This window comes from Armatimonadota bacterium, assembly GCA_022563855.1.
GTDB lineage: Bacteria > Armatimonadota > Fimbriimonadia > Fimbriimonadales > Fimbriimonadaceae > JADFMN01.
The window spans coordinates 520,304-539,385 of record JADFMN010000001.1 but is presented as its reverse complement, the minus strand read 5'-3'; the positions used below and the strand labels follow the sequence as shown (position 1 = coordinate 539,385).

17 protein-coding genes are annotated in these 19,082 nt (G+C 59.3%); 7 read left to right on the top strand and 10 right to left on the bottom strand.

Features of this window, described 5'->3' with window-relative positions:
• Both IH944_02555 and IH944_02550 read right to left on the bottom strand, forming a co-directional pair.
• Positions 1 to 317 (bottom strand): nuclear transport factor 2 family protein (locus tag IH944_02555; GenBank protein MCH7903430.1); only part of this gene is annotated, 317 nt, incomplete at its 3' end.
• 270 nt (positions 318 to 587) lie between these two features.
• Complete coding sequence (locus IH944_02550; protein MCH7903429.1) at positions 588 to 734, bottom strand: hypothetical protein; 147 nt, start codon at positions 732 to 734, stop codon at positions 588 to 590.
• Positions 735 to 791: 57 nt separating this feature from the next.
• Here IH944_02550 and IH944_02545 point away from each other — a divergent pair, with 57 nt between their 5' ends.
• From IH944_02545 to IH944_02530, 4 genes are all read left to right on the top strand, one after another.
• A complete protein-coding gene (locus IH944_02545; protein ID MCH7903428.1) occupies positions 792 to 2,405 on the top strand; it encodes an amidohydrolase in 1,614 nt (537 codons plus the stop codon).
• A 384-nt stretch (positions 2,406 to 2,789) separates the two neighbouring features.
• The gene (locus tag IH944_02540) at positions 2,790 to 3,515 is read left to right on the top strand and encodes a PEP-CTERM sorting domain-containing protein (GenBank protein MCH7903427.1); all 726 of its coding nucleotides are present in this window, start codon (positions 2,790 to 2,792) and stop codon (positions 3,513 to 3,515) included.
• A 130-nt stretch (positions 3,516 to 3,645) separates the two neighbouring features.
• Positions 3,646 to 4,998 carry a hypothetical protein gene (locus IH944_02535; GenBank protein ID MCH7903426.1) on the top strand — a complete coding sequence of 451 codons (1,353 nt, stop codon included), beginning with the start codon at positions 3,646 to 3,648 and terminating at the stop codon, positions 4,996 to 4,998.
• Between the two features lie 96 nt (positions 4,999 to 5,094).
• Positions 5,095 to 5,883 (top strand): tryptophan synthase subunit alpha, encoded by a 789-nt coding sequence (locus IH944_02530; protein ID MCH7903425.1) that lies wholly within the window; start codon positions 5,095 to 5,097, stop codon positions 5,881 to 5,883.
• Between the two features lie 819 nt (positions 5,884 to 6,702).
• Here the strand turns inward: IH944_02530 and rpsD are convergent.
• The 4 genes from rpsD to IH944_02510 form a co-directional block, all read right to left on the bottom strand.
• Entirely contained in the window at positions 6,703 to 7,314 is a 612-nt protein-coding gene (gene rpsD, locus IH944_02525; GenBank protein MCH7903424.1) for a 30S ribosomal protein S4, read from the bottom strand.
• A 91-nt stretch (positions 7,315 to 7,405) separates the two neighbouring features.
• Positions 7,406 to 8,665: a hypothetical protein gene (locus IH944_02520; protein MCH7903423.1), complete on the bottom strand. Its 1,260-nt coding sequence runs from the start codon at positions 8,663 to 8,665 to the stop codon at positions 7,406 to 7,408.
• Positions 8,662 to 9,210, bottom strand: coding sequence for an RNA polymerase sigma factor (locus IH944_02515; protein MCH7903422.1), 549 nt, complete (start codon positions 9,208 to 9,210; stop codon positions 8,662 to 8,664). The genes IH944_02520 and IH944_02515 overlap by 4 nt, the downstream gene beginning before the upstream one ends.
• Positions 9,211 to 9,259: 49 nt before the next feature.
• Positions 9,260 to 10,237, bottom strand: a complete 978-nt coding sequence (locus IH944_02510) for a hypothetical protein (protein ID MCH7903421.1) — start codon at positions 10,235 to 10,237, stop codon at positions 9,260 to 9,262.
• Positions 10,238 to 10,310: 73 nt separating this feature from the next.
• Here IH944_02510 and IH944_02505 point away from each other — a divergent pair, with 73 nt between their 5' ends.
• The 3 genes from IH944_02505 to IH944_02495 all read left to right on the top strand — a co-directional run bounded on the left by IH944_02505 (position 10,311) and on the right by IH944_02495 (position 13,597).
• On the top strand, positions 10,311 to 11,375 hold the full coding sequence (locus IH944_02505; GenBank protein ID MCH7903420.1) for a beta-propeller fold lactonase family protein: 1,065 nt from the start codon (positions 10,311 to 10,313) through the stop codon (positions 11,373 to 11,375).
• A 184-nt stretch (positions 11,376 to 11,559) separates the two neighbouring features.
• Positions 11,560 to 12,621, top strand: coding sequence for a pyruvate dehydrogenase (acetyl-transferring) E1 component subunit alpha (locus IH944_02500; protein MCH7903419.1), 1,062 nt, complete (start codon positions 11,560 to 11,562; stop codon positions 12,619 to 12,621).
• 1 nt (position 12,622) lies between these two features.
• A complete protein-coding gene (locus IH944_02495) occupies positions 12,623 to 13,597 on the top strand; it encodes an alpha-ketoacid dehydrogenase subunit beta (protein MCH7903418.1) in 975 nt (324 codons plus the stop codon).
• On the opposite strand, the gene IH944_02490 is transcribed toward IH944_02495, so the two are convergent.
• From IH944_02490 to IH944_02475, 4 genes are read right to left on the bottom strand one after another with little or no spacing between them, the layout of a single operon-like run.
• Entirely contained in the window at positions 13,594 to 14,961 is a 1,368-nt protein-coding gene (locus IH944_02490; protein MCH7903417.1) for a hypothetical protein, read from the bottom strand. The genes IH944_02495 and IH944_02490 overlap by 4 nt on opposite strands.
• Positions 14,962 to 14,986: 25 nt before the next feature.
• Entirely contained in the window at positions 14,987 to 16,309 is a 1,323-nt protein-coding gene (locus IH944_02485; protein MCH7903416.1) for a hypothetical protein, read from the bottom strand.
• Between the two features lie 55 nt (positions 16,310 to 16,364).
• Positions 16,365 to 17,669 (bottom strand): hypothetical protein, encoded by a 1,305-nt coding sequence (locus IH944_02480; GenBank protein ID MCH7903415.1) that lies wholly within the window; start codon positions 17,667 to 17,669, stop codon positions 16,365 to 16,367.
• Positions 17,666 to 18,937: a type II/IV secretion system protein gene (locus tag IH944_02475; protein MCH7903414.1), complete on the bottom strand. Its 1,272-nt coding sequence runs from the start codon at positions 18,935 to 18,937 to the stop codon at positions 17,666 to 17,668. The genes IH944_02480 and IH944_02475 overlap by 4 nt, the downstream gene beginning before the upstream one ends.
• Between the last annotated feature and the right edge of the window lie 145 nt (positions 18,938 to 19,082).

The following is a 19,082-nucleotide window of genomic DNA, read 5'->3' as shown; positions in this document are numbered from 1 at the left end:
ATGTCCACGACATACAGGGAGCCGTCCGGCGCGGTCGCCGTATAGGTCCACTCGGAGACGCCCCGGTCGCCGCTGACGAAGTGGCGCGCGTTGCCCCACTGGCCATCGGAAAAGGCGTCCAGGAACCCCTGATAACCCTCGCGGACCTGCTTGCGCCCTTCATAGTGCGTCCCGAGGGCGTCCGGGCCCATCGAGCTGTTGAAGGAGCACTCGTCCGCCATGAACGACATCAAGGCTTCGATGTCGTGGCGGTTCCATGCGTCGGCAAAGGCCTGCAAGAAGTCCGTGTCCACCTGGTCGGTAACGCTGGTCGCCATAGCAACACCTCCTGTTTCTAGTTCTACCCTGTACCCCGAACCCCGTACCCCGCACCCCGTACCCGCACCTTCCTCATGGAGGGTCGTCCTCCTGAGCGACCTTAGCTTTCAATTGACTCTTCATTCTGAATCAGCCGCTGGACATCGACTACGAATGCGCCAGGCTGATGCACGGCGGGTGGCATGGTTGTCCCGATGTCCGTGCGGGGCAGCCATGAAATCCATGTACAGCTGATCGTCAATTCTCCAAGGACCTACACGCCTTTGGACTCAGCCAGCAGGCGTCCACACGTAATCCTGCAGCTCCTGCACCAGGTCTAGCCTTACGATCATGGCTGTCCGATACATTCCTTCGGACAACCATGCCACCCAACCGACGGTCAGCAGTGCGGCGACTATGAGAAAAGAGCGTGCCATCTACAGTCTAAGACCGGCCAAATGCGCTCCAAGGTTCGCACGAAGTACACTCGGCGCATGATTCTATCTTTTGTTCTGTTGGCCATCACGGCACCAGCCGATCTCGTCATCGAGAACGCTATGATCTGGTCCGACGGGCTCACGGGCTTCGCGCCGTTCGCCGCAGTCTCAGGCGGAGAGTTCGTCTACGTCGGCGAGCGCGACGAGTCGTATGTCGGTGCATCGACGCAGCGCGTCGACGCCGGCGGGCGGGTTGTGATCCCCGGGCTGATCGACTCGCACGTCCACATGCTCGGCGGAGGGGCGAGCCTCAACCAGATCCACTTGCGCGACGCGACGGACAAGGCCGACTTTATCGCGCAGTTAAGAAAGTGGGCCGAAGACCACCCCGAACAGAGTTGGATCACAGGCGGGCGCTGGTCAACGGAGAGCTGGGCCGACAAGACCGAGCCGACCAAGCATTGGCTCGACGAGGCGGTGCCGGACCGCCCGGTGTTCCTCAGCCGCATGGACGGCCACTCGGGCGTCGCTAACAGCAAGGCGTTCGAGATGGCGGGCGTAACGAAGGACACGAAGGACCCGGACGGCGGTCGCATCGTGCGCGATCCGCAGACCGGCGAACCGATGGGTATCCTGCGAGAGACGGCGAAGGGGCTTGTCACCAGACTGATTCCGGGGAAGTCGAGGGCAGAACAGGTCGCGGACCTGAAAGCGGCGATGAGATACGCCAACTCGCTGGGGATCACCTCCGTTTCCGCGATCACGAGCACGGGGTCGTTCGCTATCTACTACCAAGTAGCAGAAGAAGGAGACATGACTGTGCGCTGCGCCATGTATCCGAGCCTCGGAAGATCAAATCTCGCCCGAATAAAGCAGAACTTCAAGACTGTGCCGTTTTGGCTAGAGCTTAAGGGAGTGAAGGTCTTCATGGACGGCACGCTCGGATCGCGCACAGCGTACATGCGAGAGCCGTTCAACAACAACCCCGCCGACGGCGCGGACAACGTCGGTCTTCTCATGCCGGCGACGAGAGACGGCACGATCGAACAGCTCGCAAGACAGTGCGCGGAGAACGACCTGCAGCTGATCGGCCACGCGATCGGAGACATGGCCAACCACCTGCTCATCGAGTTCTTCAAGGATGCGTTCGACGATGTCCGGGCCGCGAGGCCAAGGCTCGAGCACGCACAGCACCTGCTTGCAAAGGACATCCCAGAGATCGGTCGGCTCGGCGTCATCACGTCGTATCAGCCGTTCCACAAAGCCGACGACGGACGGTACTGCGAGGACTACATCGGAGCGGAAAGGTCGAAGTCAAGCTACGCTTATAAAGACGTCCTCGACTCGGGCGGTGTTCTGGCGTTCGGCTCCGACTGGTCCGTCGTGACTCTCAACCCCTATCTCGGAATTGAAGCGGCGGTGACGGGGAAGACTTTGGCCGGAGAGTTCTGGCAGACGCAGAACAACATCTCGGTCATGGAGGCGCTTCGCGGATACACAAGCTCGGCGGCGTACGCGATGTTCTGGGAGGACAAGATCGGAAGGATCGCAGCTGGCTACAAGGCCGACTTCGTCATCCTCAACACCTCGCCGTTCGGCGCAAACCCCGACTGGGCGAACATGAAGCCTGTCGCAACGTACGTCGATGGAAAGAAGGTGTTCGGCCAGTGAGTGCCGAGTGGTGAACGGGGACGTTCCCCCGTGTCAGTCCAACTCGTGTCAGGAACGCGTGTCGGCGAAGCAAGAGACCCAAGTGAATGCTCAAGGCCGAGTGCTGAAGATGGACGACTACTAGGCGACAACCGGTCGACTGCAAAGCGGGCGACGCATCCCAATGAGTGCGGACGGTTGGGTGAAATGTGCTGTACTATAGAGTTTGGTCAGACGATAAGCGTTCTAAACTGGAGGAAGTCATGAAAAGATGGCTCATCGCTATACTGCTGGCGATGCCCCTTTCGGCGGCGGCTTGTTAGTAGCCGCTTGGCCAGCGGCAAAACGCCAAATGGCTGTCCGCTTGGGATAAACGAAATTATTCATTGGAGTAGGAAAACAAATATGCGCAATAGATTCCTTGGAATCGGGGCTGTTCTCGCGCTGGGCTCATTTGCCGGCGCAGACGTAGTCCTAGATCACATCACTGGCGCCGTGCAGGCGGACTGGAGCGAAATCTATGCTTCGCAAGACTTCGAAGCTGCGTGGGACGAGTTCGACGTCAACTATATTGAAGACTTCACAGTGACGGAGACGCAGACGAACATTCTGCAAGTCGACGCGATAATGGGCGGGTACAGCGGGTTCCTTAACGCGTTTTTCACGAACGGTCGCGTCAGGGGTTATCGCGTCGAGTTCTATTCGTCCGTAGCCACTGCCGCTGCCAGCCTCACCGGTGATGTCGGCAGCCAAACGGTGCTGCCAGGATCAGTAACTGTGGGGCCCCCTTTGGGTTGGAGATTCGCGGAATCCGAAGTTCGGATTCCTGTAAACGTCTTCCTTCCTGGCGCAGGTACCTACTGGGTAGGCGTCATGGGCATCCTCGACTACGATCCCGGTGGTCAGATCGCAGTCGTCGCCTGGAATTCAGGCACGTTTGCAGGCGGCAACAACTCAGTTCAAGTTAACCCTAATGGCGGATTCAACTTCGGTGGCGGAACCAACTTTGTAGATCGACACCGAGACGCAGCCTACAGGATCACCGGCGTTCCCGAGCCTGCGTCGATGGTCGCTCTCGCCATGGGTGCTGCTGCGCTCGTCGCTCACCGACGGCGCAAGAAGGTTGCTTGACGGCGGGGCTTCTACATGAAGTCCAAAAGCGTCCAGTGTTTCGGCATTGGACGCTTTCTTGCTCTGCAGCAGCGAATGACCGGTCGAGGTAATCTTAAGAAGCACCTGAACGGGAGAACGAGGATCAAGAATGATTCGAAAACTGTACGTAGGGGTAGCTGTGTTCTTCGTCGCGATAGCTGTGGCTGTCGTTGGGGATGCCGGCTACCTAGCTAAGTTCGTCAAGGCGTTGAACTCCGCTCCGGGGTTGGACGTCACCTACACGCTGATCGAAGTGGGAGGCGTGCAAGGCGAATACCACGTGGTTCTCGCCAAGCCGGACAAGGCGATGATCGACACGCCCACGACGCTGTATGTCGCCGACGGGAAAAACCTGACCGTCCTGCACAAAGCGAAGAACACGTACATCGTCCGAGAGCAGACTGCGGCTGCGTTCAAAGACCTTCTATCCGACGAAACGCTTTCCTTGTGGCGCGCTTTCTTCGATCCGTCGGCGTTCGATGGCGTTGAATCGACGAAGAACGAAGGCAGTCGAACCCGTCGCGGCGAGAAGCGAACGATCGTGTCCGCACAGCTTGATTCCTACGGCAGGTACGCGATCCGGCTGCACCTGGGGGAAGAAGACAGTTTGGTCCGACAGGCCGAGTTCTTCGACACGAGCGGTTCCACGCCGCGGACGCACATTCTCACTGTCAAGTCGATGAGCACAGTGCCGCCTGCAGAGCATCTGTTCGCATTCACGGCCCCGCCTAACGCAAGGCTCCTGTCAGAACGGGACTTGAGGGCCGAGGCCATTGCGGCAATGGTCGTATACGCGCAAAGCGAGGGCGAGCTGGGCAAAAGCACGTACAAGCCGGTTCAACCAGAGAACATGGATTTGGCTGCGGGCTTCTACAAGGCCGTCATCGCTGAGTTCTCGAAATACCCGAGGGATTTCATGGAGGCGAGCAATCTCAAGAAGATCGTGCTCGTCGAGCAGATCCTTAAAGAAGGACGGTCTAGACCTGCCGCGCCTCGAGTAAGTGAGGAGATGCTCTACTTCGACGTAACCCGCTTCAAGAACCCAGTCTACGCGCGCAATCTCGTCCATCACGAGTTCTTTCACATGATAGATGAGGAGTGGTACGGCTCGCAGACTTTCAGCGATCCGAAATGGACGGCGTTCAACCTCAGCGATTTCAAGTACGGATCAGGGGGCGAAGCTGCTATTCTCGCTTCAGGTGGGCAAAGCCTGTGGCCACTAAGTCACCCGCAGCCAGGCTTCGCAAGCAAGTACACGATGTCTGCAATTGAGGAGGACAAGGCCACGCTCTGGGCGGCGATGTTTGTACCGGAGCGCTGGGCGCTTCTTAAGAAGATAATTGCCGTCGATCCGATAGTAGGTGCAAAGGTTCGATTCCTGCGTGAGTTCGCCCGCTCCAAGAGCCCAGAAATGGAGGGAGAGTATTGGGAGATCGTAGTAGCCGAGGGTGACGGTAGCTAGCCCTACCGTTACATTTCGCAAAAGCGGAACAGCATTCAGATCACGTATGCATGATCCCGCTCGGCGCGGAGGTCGAGCGAGTATTCTCTTGGCCGGATGAGTGCGATCGCAGACCGCTTTGCAGAGTTGCAGGAGAAGAAGGAGAAGGCGCTCGTGCTGTTCGTCACCGGCGGCGATCCGCCGCTGGCCGAGCTTCCTGCGGTTCTTGACGCTCTTGCGGACGGTGGCGCCGATCTGATCGAGGTGGGGATTCCGTTCAGCGATCCGATCGCCGACGGCCCGACGATCCAGGCTTCGAGTCAGCTGGCCTTGGATAGAGGCGTCACTCCGAGGGCGATTCTCGACAGCCTGCGGGGTTTCGACCGCGTTCCCGTCGTGCTGATGGGGTACTACAATCCGGTCTTGGCCTTCGGGCTCGATGAGTACGCGAGCGCCGTCGTTCAAGCGGGTGTCGCGGGCGTGATCGTCAGCGACCTGATCCCAGAGGAGGCGTCGGACTGGATCGCCGTCAGCCGCGAGCACAGACTGGACACGGTGTTCCTGACCGCGCCGACGAGCACCGATGCACGGCTTGATACAGTCGTGCAGAGTGCCACCGGCTTTGTCTACGCGGTGTCGCGCACTGGCGTGACCGGTGCGGGGCAGACCGTGCCGCCCGACGTAAAGGACCTGGTCTTGCGGATCAAGCAGCGAACCAAGCTGCCCGTGTGCGTCGGGTTTGGGATCAGCACTCCCGACCACGTCAAGATGGTCTGCGAAGTGGCTGACGGAGCGGTGATCGGCTCGTGGCTGGTGAACGAGCTGGCCCGCAACTGGGAGAACGGAAAAGGTCGCGACCGGCTTGTCGATCAAATCCGAGAGCTGAAGAAAGCGACGCGAGGCTGAGCCCTTATTGTGAAGCGGGTCTGCAAGCCTGCACGCGGCGGGCGACCAAGATCATGCCGCTGGAGGGTGGCACGTCATCCTGAGCAGATCGAAGGATCCTGCGACACCGCTCTCTCACGTCAATATCGCTCCAGCCCCCACCTAACCTCCCCCGGCCTCGAGTACTTGCAACAAGCGACAGCCCGTAGGCCGGTAGAGGAGTTCGGAGCGCGGACTCTTAGTCCGCATCCCGGCCTGTGGACTCTTAGTCCACCAGCATCGCGATACTGATAGAGCGCGAATGTCGCAGTTGATGAAAGCCAAGGTCGCACAGGAGCACGACCCTCCATCATTCTCTCTGACAGGATGGGAGGGCGAGCGCGTGATCCTGAGCGGATCGAGCATCCCCAGGGGCGAGCTATTGGACTCAAAGTGTCGTGATGTCAAGGCCCCCACCTAGCCTCCCCCAGCCACGAACGGCTCTAGTAAATATCGGCCTGTAGGCCGGGGGAGGGATTCGGAGGCGCATCTCGTGCGTCAGGCTGTAAAGACTCGGAGCGCGGGCGTTTGGACTGGCGATCCCTCTCCCGCTCCTCGACCTCCCGGTCGGGTGTCGCTATCGTGAGCGGGACAGGCTAGGTGAGGGATTCGACCGGCGCACATCAGGCGGCATTGTGTATTCGGAGCGCGGACTCTTGGTCCACCAGCATCGCGATTCTGATAGAGCGCGAATGTCGCAGTTGATGGAAGCCAAGGTCGCACAGGAGCACGACCCTCCATCTTTCTCTGACAGGATGGGAGGGCGAGCGTCCCCGCGAGCCGCGCTAGTCGGGTGATCGACTACCGCGCGTAGTACTCGACGACTTTCTGCTCGTCGAAGAAGTCAGGGAAGTCCTCGCGCTCGGGCAGTGCCACGATCTTCGCGCTGAAATCGACCGGGTCGGAGTTCATGTACGGCGGAATGGCCGCGCCCTCGAAGTGATTCCTCGTCGCGATGCCTCGGCTGGCGTCGCGGTGGCGCACGGTGATTTCATCGCCGACCTTCAAGCGGTAGCTCGGGATGTCGGTCTTCTTGCCGTTCACGAGGATGTGGCCATGGTTGACCATCTGCCTCGCCTGAAAGATGGAGTTGGCGAATCCGGACCTCCAGACGGCGGTCTGTAGGCGAAGCTCCAGCAAACGTAGAAAGTTGAGACTGCTGTTGCCGTGCATCTTCACGGCCTTCTTGAACGTGATCCGGAACTGCTTCTCGAGCATCCCGTAGAACCGCCGAATCACCTGTTTGGCCAAGAGCTGTTCGCCGTACTCGGACAGCCGGTTATCCCGCCGTACATCGGGTCCGTGCTGACCCGGTCTGAACGGTCGCTTGGTACTCGGGCACTTTGGCTTGCCCCAGAGATTGAAGCCGACCCTGCGGCAAATGTCGTTCTTTCTTCCTCGATACGTCGCCATGCTTCTCGTGAGCCTTTCCTAAGGTTTCGTCTCGCGCTTGCCGGGCAAGCACGGACGGGCGCGAAAGGGAATTATGACATACGATTCGGCGTCATCCGCTTTGCGGTGGGCCGAAAACAGCGTACGAGCCGCCGTCGCCCTTGAGCCGGAGGACGATCTCAATGGTGATCGAACCCGGTTTGGCCTGCTCGGAGTTCGATATCTCGTCGAGCCGGTCAAGCTGGGACTGGATCTTCTGCTTCTCCTCATCCGAAGCCGCGTCCTTCAATCGCTCTTCTAGCTCTTCTCGCTCCTGCTCGGCCTGCTTGAATTCGAGCGACATCGCTCTGCGCGTCTGATCTGCGGTCAGCTCCTTGACGGTGCCGATCTTCGCCAGCTCTTTCTGCAACGATTGCAGCTCGTCCGACGAAAGCTCAAGCCGGAAGATCTTCTCAGACTGAGCGGCTCTAGCCGAACGTCGAGTTAGCGAGACGGTCGCGATCTTGAGGTCCGACAGCTTGTCGGTGAGGGTCTTAGCGGCCTGCACAAGATTGGATACCGTCAGGATCAGCCTTCGTGGCAACTGAATGTTGGCCAGACCGCCGAATCCTCCTCCTCCGCCGAATCCGCCTCCCGCGCGAGCTCCACCTGTCGTCCCGCCGCCGGTCGTCGCACCAGCTCCGCCGCCCGTCCCACCGCCGGTCTTTGCGTCAGCTCCGCCGCCCGTCCCACCGCCGGTCTTTGCGCCAGCTCCGCCAGCCGCTGCCTTTGCGGCAGGCCGATCAGTCGTCTCGGCCAGCGCGTCGATGTCGGCCCCCTCGCGCGCCTTTACGGCATCGTCGGATTCTATGCGAGCCCTGCCATCGTCGGTCCATTCGGATTCTCGAACCCCTTCGATCTCGCCGGCCACGTCGGGAACGCTCAAGCCGCCGGAAGTAGGGGCGCCCATCGTAATGTCCAGGCCGTCGTCGAACGACGCCCCTGAATCGAACAGGTCCATCTCATCTGCGGCCGTGGAATCCACCTCATCCGCCGCACTCAACAGAGCGACCTCCGAAGCAGAATCCGACGCGAAGTTAGACCGCAGCACCGGTATGGCGACGGCCACAACCGCGATCGCGGCAGCAGAAAATCCAAGCGCCTTCCAAGGGATCTGGCGTCTGTCGCGCACTTGCATCCGGCTCAACGTCTCTTCGAGTCCGGCAATCGGGTGCTGTCGTACAGCGCCCTGTATCTGGCTCGACAGCGCCCGCAGACCTTCGTACTCCGCGCGCAGAGCGGCGTCGCTCTCCAGCGCAGCGGCGACTTCCTTCGCGCGCTCTTCGCTCAGTTCGCCATCGATATACGCCTTCAGGTCTTCGAAAAAGTTCACACCGTCACCTCGCACAAATGAACCCTCAACTGCCGGAACGCGTGGAACAGCCTCGACTTGACCGTGCCTTCCGGCACTCCGATCATCTTGGCGATCTCACAGTACTTCAACCCGTCTACTTCGTGAAGCAGCACGACCTCCCTGTGCTCGTCGCTGAGTTTCTTCAGCGCTTCAGCAAGGGTTTGACGCTCTACGATCTGGGTCTCGTGGCTGTCGGCTCCTACGAACCAATCTTCCAGCGGTACCTCCGGCCTCTTCTTTCGGACGAGGTTCCGGCAGTGGTTGTTGGCAATTCCCAACAACCACGTCGAAAACTCAGACCGTCCCTGATACTTGCTGATCGTGCTTTGCATCGTCACAAACGTCTCTTGAGCGGCATCGGCAGCGAGTTCCTCGCCTACGCGCCGCGCACAGAACCTGAATACGCGCCCGTAGTGCTCCCGGACTAGCTCGCCGATCGCCTCACGGCAACCTTCGTTCGCCCGAACGACCCGTTCGTCTCTGGTGGCGTACTCTGAAATCTTAGTGTCCTCGTTTGGGTCCAACGTTCAATTATCTCAGACGAATCAGCACGCCCAGCCGTTGAGCCCTGCATTATAGTACGCCGGAGAGCTGCTCTTGTATGAACAATCGGCGCCTAGTTTGGAGGTCGCGAACCTCCAGCAAGATGAGCCGGATGGCCAAGGCCTGCAAGCCCAGCGTCAAGACCATCCCAAGATTGCTCGCGAGAAACTGTAGCGATTCCGGGTGAAACCCCTTTGGCATCGCCAAAAAGATCGCTGTGTTCACGAAGACGAGGACCATCCCCGCGACGACGCCTTCGTACTTCCAAGGACCGGTTCTCATCAGGTTTGGATGAAGGGCGGTCGGAGGCATCAGGCTTTCCAGCGTACTGCTCGGCTCGCTCTCCAACCAGTCGTCCAGATCGCGGACAAAGTTGTCGGACCGCTTTCGGATCGAGAAGTCCTCGTACGAATCGACGATGCGGATCGAGATCGCCAGCGCGCAATCGTCCAGTTCGATCGGGATTCGTCGCGGCAGGCTGCCGCGGCCTTGACGTTGCCGATCTGAGGCCCGCCAACGCTCAGTCGGCGGAACGTCGCCGCTGTTCAGGCGAAAGACCGTTTGAAGGCCTTTGAAGAACAGCGTTCCGCCCTCGAACCACATGAACCCTTCGTCCGTGCCGGTCAAGCTGTCCGCCTGATACATCGATACCCGCACCGGCACGGCGGTTTCTCCGGGCAGTTGATTCTTCTGGGCGCGTACCCCAGAGCCGACGTCGATATAGCTTGATAACCGTCGGTAAAGGAAGAACAGCAGCCCCTCGGCCACGCCTACGAGGGCGAGTGCCTTGACGTTGGCCATGAAATACCCTAGCGGATCAGCCTCGTTTCTGGCGACGAACAGGATGAACAGGAAGCCAACACCGACAGCAGTGGCTGCGAGAGCCCTCTGCCAGAGCGTCTGCGTCGGTAGCTGAAAGATCAGTTCGTCGTCCCGCGCGATGCGCCAACTGGCGACAGGAACCGAGGGTCCTTGCGTCATCTTGACTGTCGCGCCTGACGGTGTCACACCTTTAGGATACACCTGCGGGGACGCTGCAAACGATCTTGATGAAACCTTCGTAACGGTAGGATATACGCCAATGAGTACGCCTAGACCCGTTTTGGCCCTTTCCGCCATCGTGCTGATTGCGTCGTGCGCTGCGCTCGGCGACTCGCAAGACCAGTCTAAGGGAACCGTCAGCACAGGCGTCGAGCTGACCGGAACCGTCGTGGTCGTGAATCAGCAATCCGACTCCATCACGCTCATCGACCTAGAGTCCATGACTGCGTACAAGCACGTCCCGGTTGTCGGCGGGCCGCATGAGGCGGCGGTCTCACCGGACGGTCGCACCGTCGCGGTGACGAACTACAACAAGCCGGGGGTCGGGCCACAGAACGATATATCGATCATCTCGCTGCCAGACGGAAAGACGCTCAAAACGATCAGCCTGGGCGAGTACAGCATGCCGCACGACATACGCTGGGTGGACGCCGATCACGTGGTCTGCACGGTGGAGGCGAACCAGGCGCTGCTTCTGCTGAACGTTGAGACCGGGAAGATCGAGCGGGTGTTCAAGACCGGCAACCGCGGGTCGCACATGCTGGCTCTGACGACGGATCGCAGCCGACTGTACTGCTCCAACATGGGCAGCGGCAGCGTGACGGCGTTCGACTTCAAAACCGGCGAGAAGATCAAGGACATCCCCACGGGGCGGCAGTGCGAGGGCGTCGGCGTGACGCCGGACGGCCGATGGATCTGGGCTGGCAACCGAGCCGAGGACACGATCTCGATCATCGATACCCAGACGCTGACCGTGGTCAAGAAGATCGACTCAGCCGGATTTCCGTATCGCGTGCAGTTCACGGCGGACGGCAATTACGTGCTGATCCCACACGCACGGTCAGGCGAACTCGTGGTCGCAAACGTCGCTTCTCAGCGCATCGTTCGACGCATCACACTCGGCGCCGTCGGCGTCAAGTTGCCGGCCGCAAGCCCATCAACCGCCGGAGTATTCCCACATCCAGACGGCCGGTACGCGTTCGTGACCGTCAGAAACGACAATTCGATGGTCGTCATAGACATCCAGTCCGGGGTGACGGTCGCCAGGGTGCCTGTGCAATCCAGCCCAGACGGCGTGTGCTACTCACCAATCGCTCGGGACTAGGCCTTCACAGCGCCGCCGCCCTTGATCTGGACCTTCATTCCTGGTGTCGGCAGGTACTAGTGAGGCTCGCTGGCAGGTTGGAACGCCAGGTATTATTGAGTTGACGGCGTTGCAACGAGGCAGCGGCGTACCTAGTCTCGTTCTCATTCATAGGCAAGCCGAGAATATCATCGTGGCAAAAGCAATGTCAGCACCAAAATCCAGCAAGCCGAAGGCGACCCGGTCGAGCCAGAGTCCCAACGGTTCGAAGTCCGGCGTGCTCTCCAAGGACAAGGCGATCGAGTTCTATCGCCAGATGCTGATGATTCGCCGTTTCGAGGAGAAGACGGAGGACGCTTACCGGCACGGAAAGGTCGGCGGGTATATGCACGTCTGCACCGGCATGGAGGCTACGGTCGTTGGTTGGACCGATGCGCTGCAGATCGGTTACGACTACGTGATCTGTGCCTACCGCGACCACCCGCACCCGCTGTTGATGGGCTCGGACCCGGTTGCTGTAATGTCCGAGATCATGGGGCGATCCGGTGGGCTGAGCAGGGGCAAAGGCGGCTCGATGCACCTCTACGATATCGAGCGCGGCCTGTTCGGCGGTTGGGGGATCGTCGGCGGGCACACGGCCCTCGGCGGCGGTCTCGCGTTCGCCGCGAAGTATCGAGGCGAGGACCGCGTCACGGTCTGCTATCTCGGAGACGGTGCGGCCAACGCCGGCGTTTTCTTTGAGACGATGAACATGTGCGGGCTCTGGGATCTACCCATTATCTTCATCATCGAGAACAACGAGATTGCGATGGGCACGCGGCTCGAGTACCACGCGGCCGACACGGAACTGTACAAGCGCGGGCAGGCGTTCGACTTCGAGTGCGAGCGCGTGGACGGCATGGACGTGATCCAGGTCTATAAGGACGCCGAGCGAATCATCGACTGGGTCCGCAAGAACCAGAAGCCGTACCTTGTCGAAGTGATGAACTATCGGTACCGAGGTCACGGGGCTGCCGACCACGACCGCCAGCTCTACCGCACCAAGGAGGAGGAGCAGGAAGCCATGCTGCGCGACCCGATCGCTCGCCACGAACTGTTCTTGCTGGCAAACAAGATGATGACGCGCAAACAGATGGACGATCTCAACGAACTACAGATCGAGTGGGTGAACGAAGTTTACGAAAAAGCAGACGCGTCTCCGTTCCCCGATGTGGACGAGGTTTACGATAACGTCTACAGCGACATGCCGCCGGAGAAGGGACACTAGCATGCCGGAAATGAACTATAGGGACGCGCTGCGGACCGCATTGATCGAAGAGCTGGACCGCGACGACAACGTTTTCTGCATCGGCGAAGACATCGGCCGCTACCAAGGCACGTTTCGCGTGACCGAAGGGCTGTTCGAGAAGTACGGCAGTCGCCGGATCGTCGACACGCCGATCACCGAGCCTGGGTTTACCGGCATGGCGGTTGGCGCCGCGATGGTCGGATTGCGACCGATCGTCGAGATGATGACGATGTCGTTCGCGATCCTCGCGCTCGACCAGATCATCAACCACGCAGCGAAGGTCCACTACATGACCGGCGGCCAGGCGACCGTGCCGATGGTGATCCGCGGCCCGGGCGGAGCGGCTAAGCAGCTGAGCGCACAGCACAGCCATTCGCTCGAAGGGTGGTTTGCGCATGTTCCAGGTCTCAAGGTGGTCGTGCCGGCAACGCCGGCCGACGCCTACGGGCTGTTCAAGAGTTCCGTCCGCGACGACAACCCCGTGATCTTCACAGAAAACCCGGCGCTTTACGGCCTTAAGGGCGACGTGCCGGTCGGAACGGACTTCACGGTCGAAATTGGAAAGGCGCAGATCCTGCGCGAAGGCACCGACGTTTCGCTCGTTGCTTACAGCCGGATGACGCAGGAGTGTTTGCGCGCTGCGGATCAGCTTGAAGGGGAGGGGATAAGCGCCGAAGTCGTTGACGTCCGCTCACTTCTGCCTCTTGATATGGAGACGATCAGCGCGTCTGTCGAGAAAACGAACCGTGCGATCGTTGTATACGAGGATTGGCGGAGCGGCGGGTTCGGCGCTGAGATCGCTGCGCGAATCGGCGAAGAGTGTTTCGACGACCTCGACGCGCCGGTCGGCAGACTCGGCGGGCTAAACGTTCCGACGCCATATGCGCGTGTTCTCGAAGTAGAGTGCATTCCGCAACCGGCCACGATCGCCGCGGCTGTACTGGAATTGAACTAGTCGTACGGTATCCAGTAGCCGAAATCGTCGCGACTTTCGTTGTGAAAGGAATCCCTGCCGATACTGTCGGTCCCTCCAGCGTCGATCGCGTCAATGCCGATCGAGTAGACCTTGAATCCGGGATCGGCCATGATGACGCGGAAATACCCGCCATTGATCCGATCGTAAACCGTGCTGTCGTGTTCCTTCACCGCAGCGGCAAGCCCTATTCCCCTCGTTCGATCAAGTACGTCTGCGACCAGCGCGAGCATTTCGAGCATTGCGACTGATCGGCCATGAGCGGCCATTAGAATGGACATTTCCGAGCGCACGATTTGCATGAACAAGTCTGACGGACTTGCAGCCTCGTCGAGCGAGGCTTCAAATGCCGCAACGTCTGCCATGGTCTCGTCCCACGAAGCATCGCGCGATATGTGACCGTAAAGTTCCCCCAAGTACCGCAGGTACACGGCGAGACTAGCGTCAGCGAGAACCCGTCTTTCGACGGACCTGATCGACTTCAATGTTCTCTCGTCATGTCGTGTCTCATTCTTACCGAAAGTCAACGAATTCAGAATTCGCTGATCGTCAGAAAATAGCTGCTCGTAAGTTTCAGAGAACTCTTTGACGGACGTGGAGGCCATGATCAGTTCGCCTTCCAGACAAGAGTCCAGCTGGTTAAGCTGCGCGGCCCGAACGACATATTCTCGCACCAGATCCTGAACCGCTGGATCACCTGACTCCTCCATCAAGATTCGCACAATCGCGCTCTCAATAATTATTTTCCCGGCGATCGTAACGAGGTGACCAATCACGGTTCGATCGGCGTCTGAAAAGCTGGCAATTCTGTCCGCTATCAGCAGTTTCTCCAGGGCCGAGTCATACTGCTTTTCCAAAGCGTCAGCCTCGGCCAAGTGCGAACAGTACTTGACCAGAGACTTCATGGAAGCGAACTCCGGGAACATGATATTAAGACCCAAACTCCAATCGCGCTGGAAGTCGCAGCCCGATTTGCTGGCCGCCAGTCGAAGCTCCTCAAGTACCTCCGGGTGCAAACGGTCGAACTCAACACACTTTGCAACGTGATCCTCGCCAGAGAACAACTCACTGAATCCTCCAAGTGTGAAAATGTCCTGCGCGACTTCTTGAATGATTGGCCCCGCGTCGTCATCCACCGGCACTTGCAGCCGCCGACCGAACTCAACAGGATCGAGCGTGAGGCCAAGCGCCTCGATCTCCGCCTTGGCTTGTGCCAGCTCTGATGCCGCCTGAACGATCGAGCGGTCCGGAGCCGGGTTCATCAACCGCCACACGGAAACAACAATCGCAGGCACAACAACCGCGAGCACAACGATCACTTTCGTGCTGGGCTTCATGTTGTCCACCAGCCTCAGTATGGCCCGCGCGCGTCTACGGATACAGTTCGAATCTAAGCGCGTGGCCTTGATTCTGGATCAGCGCGAGCGGCCCGCGCGGAGGCAGTACCGAAGTCGGCAGCTCGTCTCCAAGAGCTTGCAAGACGAACGCGTCACCCATTGGATCGTAATGAAAGAGCGCGCTCTTGATTGGATCGATCGCCCATTCGCCGAAGCCGTCGATGCTAGTCGGAAGGGCGCCAGTTTCGATCCTGTGCTGCAAGACCATTGCGGTCAAGTAGACGAGCCGTCGCATTTGTACGCACCTCAGCATCGAGATCGTGAGCTGTTCGTACGTAACCGGAAACGCTCCTGCAAGAAAAGCGGACGGCTGCGGCTGCTTCGTCCATTCCACTCCCTTGCCGTCGAGAAGAACACCCTGCAAGTGCAAGTCACCGTCGAACTTCTGTGTGTCTGTCACGGCATCGGTCCAAAACGCCAAGACGCTCGATTCGAACGCCTCGGGCAATCTTGTTCCTGTCGGGACCGGTCGCTGCGCACCGGATGCCATGACTAGGTCCAGCTGCTCGTCCGGATTGTATTGGTCAAACTTGCGCGCGCTGATCAAATAAAGCAGTACGTCTCCTCGTACCGCTGTCGCAAAGTCGACCGGGCCGTCAAACTCTTCGATCAATTCGATGATCCGGTCGATCAGCCGGCCATCGTCAGGGCTGCTCTGCATCATCGAATAAAGCGCCCGATTCAGTCGATTATAAACTGATGACCAAGCCATAAAACTGTGAGAACTTGGCTCGTTCAGCAAGTGGGACACGACTTTCCTCGCGAGTTCGATTCGATGAAGGGCGGTCCCAATATCCCCTTCGTCAAACGCGAATATGGCCGTGCGCGCGCAAAAATCAACGTAACGATTGTAAGGGTTGTAATCTGGCTTGTCGCTAAAGAGGCCGGCATCCCAGTCGATTGGCGTTCCGACATCTTCAAGGAGCGCCAGCTCTTCGGCTATGTCGAACGCTTCTGGATATCGGGTCACGACTTCCCGGAAAGAACCCATCTTCTCTGGCAGCGTGAGCGCCTGCCATAAGTCCTGTCGCTCGATCAGGTAAATGTCGAATGCGAGGAACGCCTCGTACCGGGCAAGCTCCTGTTGTCTCTCAGTCGTACGAACGTCGCCGATTTCCAGCGCCAGTCCCGCCTCTGCAGCGCCGTCGCGGTTTGCCCCGAGTCGGTCGGCCTCGTAGTCGATCTCACCTTGGTTCTGCGAGTGATCACGCATCGCTTGGTACCAAAACGCAATGCCCGCGCCAAAGATCAGCAGCAAACATATCAGCCCAACGCCTTTCCAACTCGTGTTCTTCATGACTCAATCCACCAACGCCGTTCGTATAAATGGTCCGTTCGCGCGCATCGTTCCTCTAGCTGCTTGATTCTGCCGGCCAGCCACTCATCCTGAATCCCAAATCGTCCGAGTTCGACGATTTGCTTAGGCCGTCTTTCCTCACGCCTCCGGAATCGATCCGGTCCGCCCCAATAGAATACACGTGAAACCCAACTCCAAGCGAGGAGTAGCCGAAAGGTTCGTCGCTGTAGGGGTCGATTGACGCGGTGCCCAGATCTCGAAGCAGGGCGGGGTACTGGCCATACGCGAGCCTGTATTGAAATGCGTACGCGGCGACGATCAACAACCTGCGGTAGGTCTCTTGCTCTGCCCAGACAGACGCGCTTATCCGAAAATCGGTCGCAAAACCCCTGGCGATCGCACCGGCGCTCTTGCCGACGTCGGCAAGAAATTCATTCGGTTCGCGCAGGCTGTCTATCAGCGCTGACCAGTTATCTTGGTTCTCGCGAACGGCTGCCAATGACAGCATGTGGAAAGTCAGCCACACCGCTTCGTTCGCCTCGGCGGCGTGTGGATGAAACGGGTACTTGACATCCGATTTTCTCGAACTTGCGAACCGCTCAATCCAAGACCCATTCTCGTGAGACGCGACTATCCATTTGCCTCTCCATGCCTCTATCTTGACGAAATACTCAAGCTCGCCAGTGGTGATTTCAGCGGACATATTGGCGACTGGCCATTTCGCGACGGTCGGGGTACTACCGTTCTCCACCAGCGCGGCGCTGATCTCCTGACCGAGGTGATCTCTCATGCTCGCGCTGGAGGACTGCATTCGGCTGATGGGAATTGCGCGTACATGGCGAGACAAGTCATAGACTGCAACCAATCGTGAAGACCAAGTATCGAAGTCCCCGTCAGCCCTTGCAACCTTGGCGTCCGCCAGCAAAAGCGTCGCGGCGAATCGAGCGTCTGTCTCCGAGATCGCCACGATCGATCCGTCGCTCCTGGGCGATTTGGCGATCACCTCGAACGTCGAAGCTTGCGTCCAGGCGTCGATCGCTTCTCGATATGGCTCGAGCGACGCGCGCAATGCGTCGATTCCATCGTTCTGAAGCGGTTCGAATTGCCCGCCGGCCGAGCTGACGGCCAGGATCGCATCGCTGAACGCGCCGATGACGTTTTCTCGGGCTGGCGGCACAGCCTTTGGGTCGGTCGTGAATTGACCCAGTGAGATGCCGTCCGCTTTCGCCTCCTTCTTAATCCCCTCGAGCTTTTCGGCCCACTCGTTCAGATCGCTTTGCCCGTAGTACCAAACCACGAACCCGCCTATAACTAGAGTCCCGGCAATTCCAATTCCGATTATTCTCTTCTTGGACTTCAAACCTTCTCCAAAGCTTGCGTAAACACTGCGCGTATGACCTCGTCCGGTGTGGTCCTCCCGGCCAGCACTTTCTCCTTGCCGTCCTGGAGCATCGTTCTGAAGCCCTGCTTCCTGACGAGCGCAACGACGTCCTGATATTCCGCTTTTTTCGCAACGGCCTCCTTGAACTCTCGCGTTCCGACGATCAGTTCGAAGATGCCGAGTCGGCCCTTGAGCCCGGTCCCGCCGCAATGATCGCAGCCGGGGCCGGAGCGTAGCTTTGCGCCCTTGATGTCTTCTGCCGTGATGCCGATCATCTCTAGCTCCTCGCGCGAGAACCGCGCCGGCTCCGCGCACTTTTCGCACACGGTTCGCACGAGCCGCTGCGCCATGATCGCGGTGATCACGCCGCCGACGAGGTACGGCTCCGCCTGCATGTCGAACATTCTGCCGACCGTTTCGATAGCGTTGTTCGTGTGGATGGTCGTGAGAACGAGGTGACCGGTCAGACCGGCCTGGATCGCGATTGCGAGCGACTCCGGGTCTCGGATTTCACCAACCATCATGATGTCGGGGTCTTGGCGCAAGAACGAGCGCATGACCTTTGGGAACGGCATCTTGGGCGTGACCTGCACCTGCGCGATGTTCGTCTCGAACTCGTACTCGATCGGGTCTTCGACCGTGACGATGTTCTGGTGAACGGAGTCGAGCTTGTTCAGAGAAGCGTACAGCGTCGACGTCTTGCCCGATCCGGTCGGACCTGTGACGACGATCAGTCCGTAAGGAACTTGGATCGCCTGATCCCAGGCTGTCCTCACGTGTTCGGGCATGCCGAGCACGTCGAGGTCCACGCGCATCGCCTCCGGATCGAGCAGCCGCATGACGAACTTCTCACCGTTGAGGCACGGGATGCACGAAGCTCTTGCGCTGAGCCGGCGGCCGTTGTACTCCATGTCGATCCGCCCGTCTTGCGGCTCGCGCTGCTCGTCGATCCGCATGTTGGCGGCCAGTTTCAGGCGCGAAATCACGTTGATCGCCTGTTCAGGAGGGAGCTGCCCGGTGTCCTGCAGCATGCCGTCCTGCCGGAATCGGATTCGCAGTTGGTCGCGCTCCGGCTGCAGGTGGATGTCGCTCGACTTCGTGTCGAGCGCGCTCATCATGATGTTGTCGACGATGCCGACCGCCAGCGACATTTCGTTGCCGGCCATCTCGCGGGTTTCGCCGTGCTCCCGAATGATCAGTCGAAACCGCTTTGCCGCGCCCCAGTTGCCCTTTTCCTCAATGCTCATGGTTGTCAGGCTCTAGGATACTCGGGGTTTCGTTCGGGTTGGCTCGGGTTGGTTCGGATTTGTTCGGATTTGGCTCGGTTTGGTTAGGAGGCTGGGTGGTTCGGGGGTTCGGAGAACTGCCAATTGCCAACTGAGAATTTTGTTC

Excerpts from the sequence above, each read along its gene's own strand:
- IH944_02550 (MCH7903429.1), bottom strand. The coding sequence starts at position 734 with ATGGCACGCTCTTTTCTCATAGTCGCCGCACTGCTGACCGTCGGTTGG.
- IH944_02545 (MCH7903428.1), top strand. The coding sequence starts at position 792 with ATGATTCTATCTTTTGTTCTGTTGGCCATCACGGCACCAGCCGATCTC.
- IH944_02540 (MCH7903427.1), top strand. The coding sequence starts at position 2,790 with ATGCGCAATAGATTCCTTGGAATCGGGGCTGTTCTCGCGCTGGGCTCA.
- IH944_02535 (MCH7903426.1), top strand. The coding sequence starts at position 3,646 with ATGATTCGAAAACTGTACGTAGGGGTAGCTGTGTTCTTCGTCGCGATA.
- IH944_02530 (MCH7903425.1), top strand. The coding sequence starts at position 5,095 with ATGAGTGCGATCGCAGACCGCTTTGCAGAGTTGCAGGAGAAGAAGGAG.
- rpsD (MCH7903424.1), bottom strand. The coding sequence starts at position 7,314 with ATGGCGACGTATCGAGGAAGAAAGAACGACATTTGCCGCAGGGTCGGC.
- IH944_02505 (MCH7903420.1), top strand. The coding sequence starts at position 10,311 with ATGAGTACGCCTAGACCCGTTTTGGCCCTTTCCGCCATCGTGCTGATT.
- IH944_02500 (MCH7903419.1), top strand. The coding sequence starts at position 11,560 with ATGTCAGCACCAAAATCCAGCAAGCCGAAGGCGACCCGGTCGAGCCAG.
- IH944_02495 (MCH7903418.1), top strand. The coding sequence starts at position 12,623 with ATGCCGGAAATGAACTATAGGGACGCGCTGCGGACCGCATTGATCGAA.
- IH944_02485 (MCH7903416.1), bottom strand. The coding sequence starts at position 16,309 with ATGAAGAACACGAGTTGGAAAGGCGTTGGGCTGATATGTTTGCTGCTG.
- IH944_02475 (MCH7903414.1), bottom strand. The coding sequence starts at position 18,937 with ATGAGCATTGAGGAAAAGGGCAACTGGGGCGCGGCAAAGCGGTTTCGA.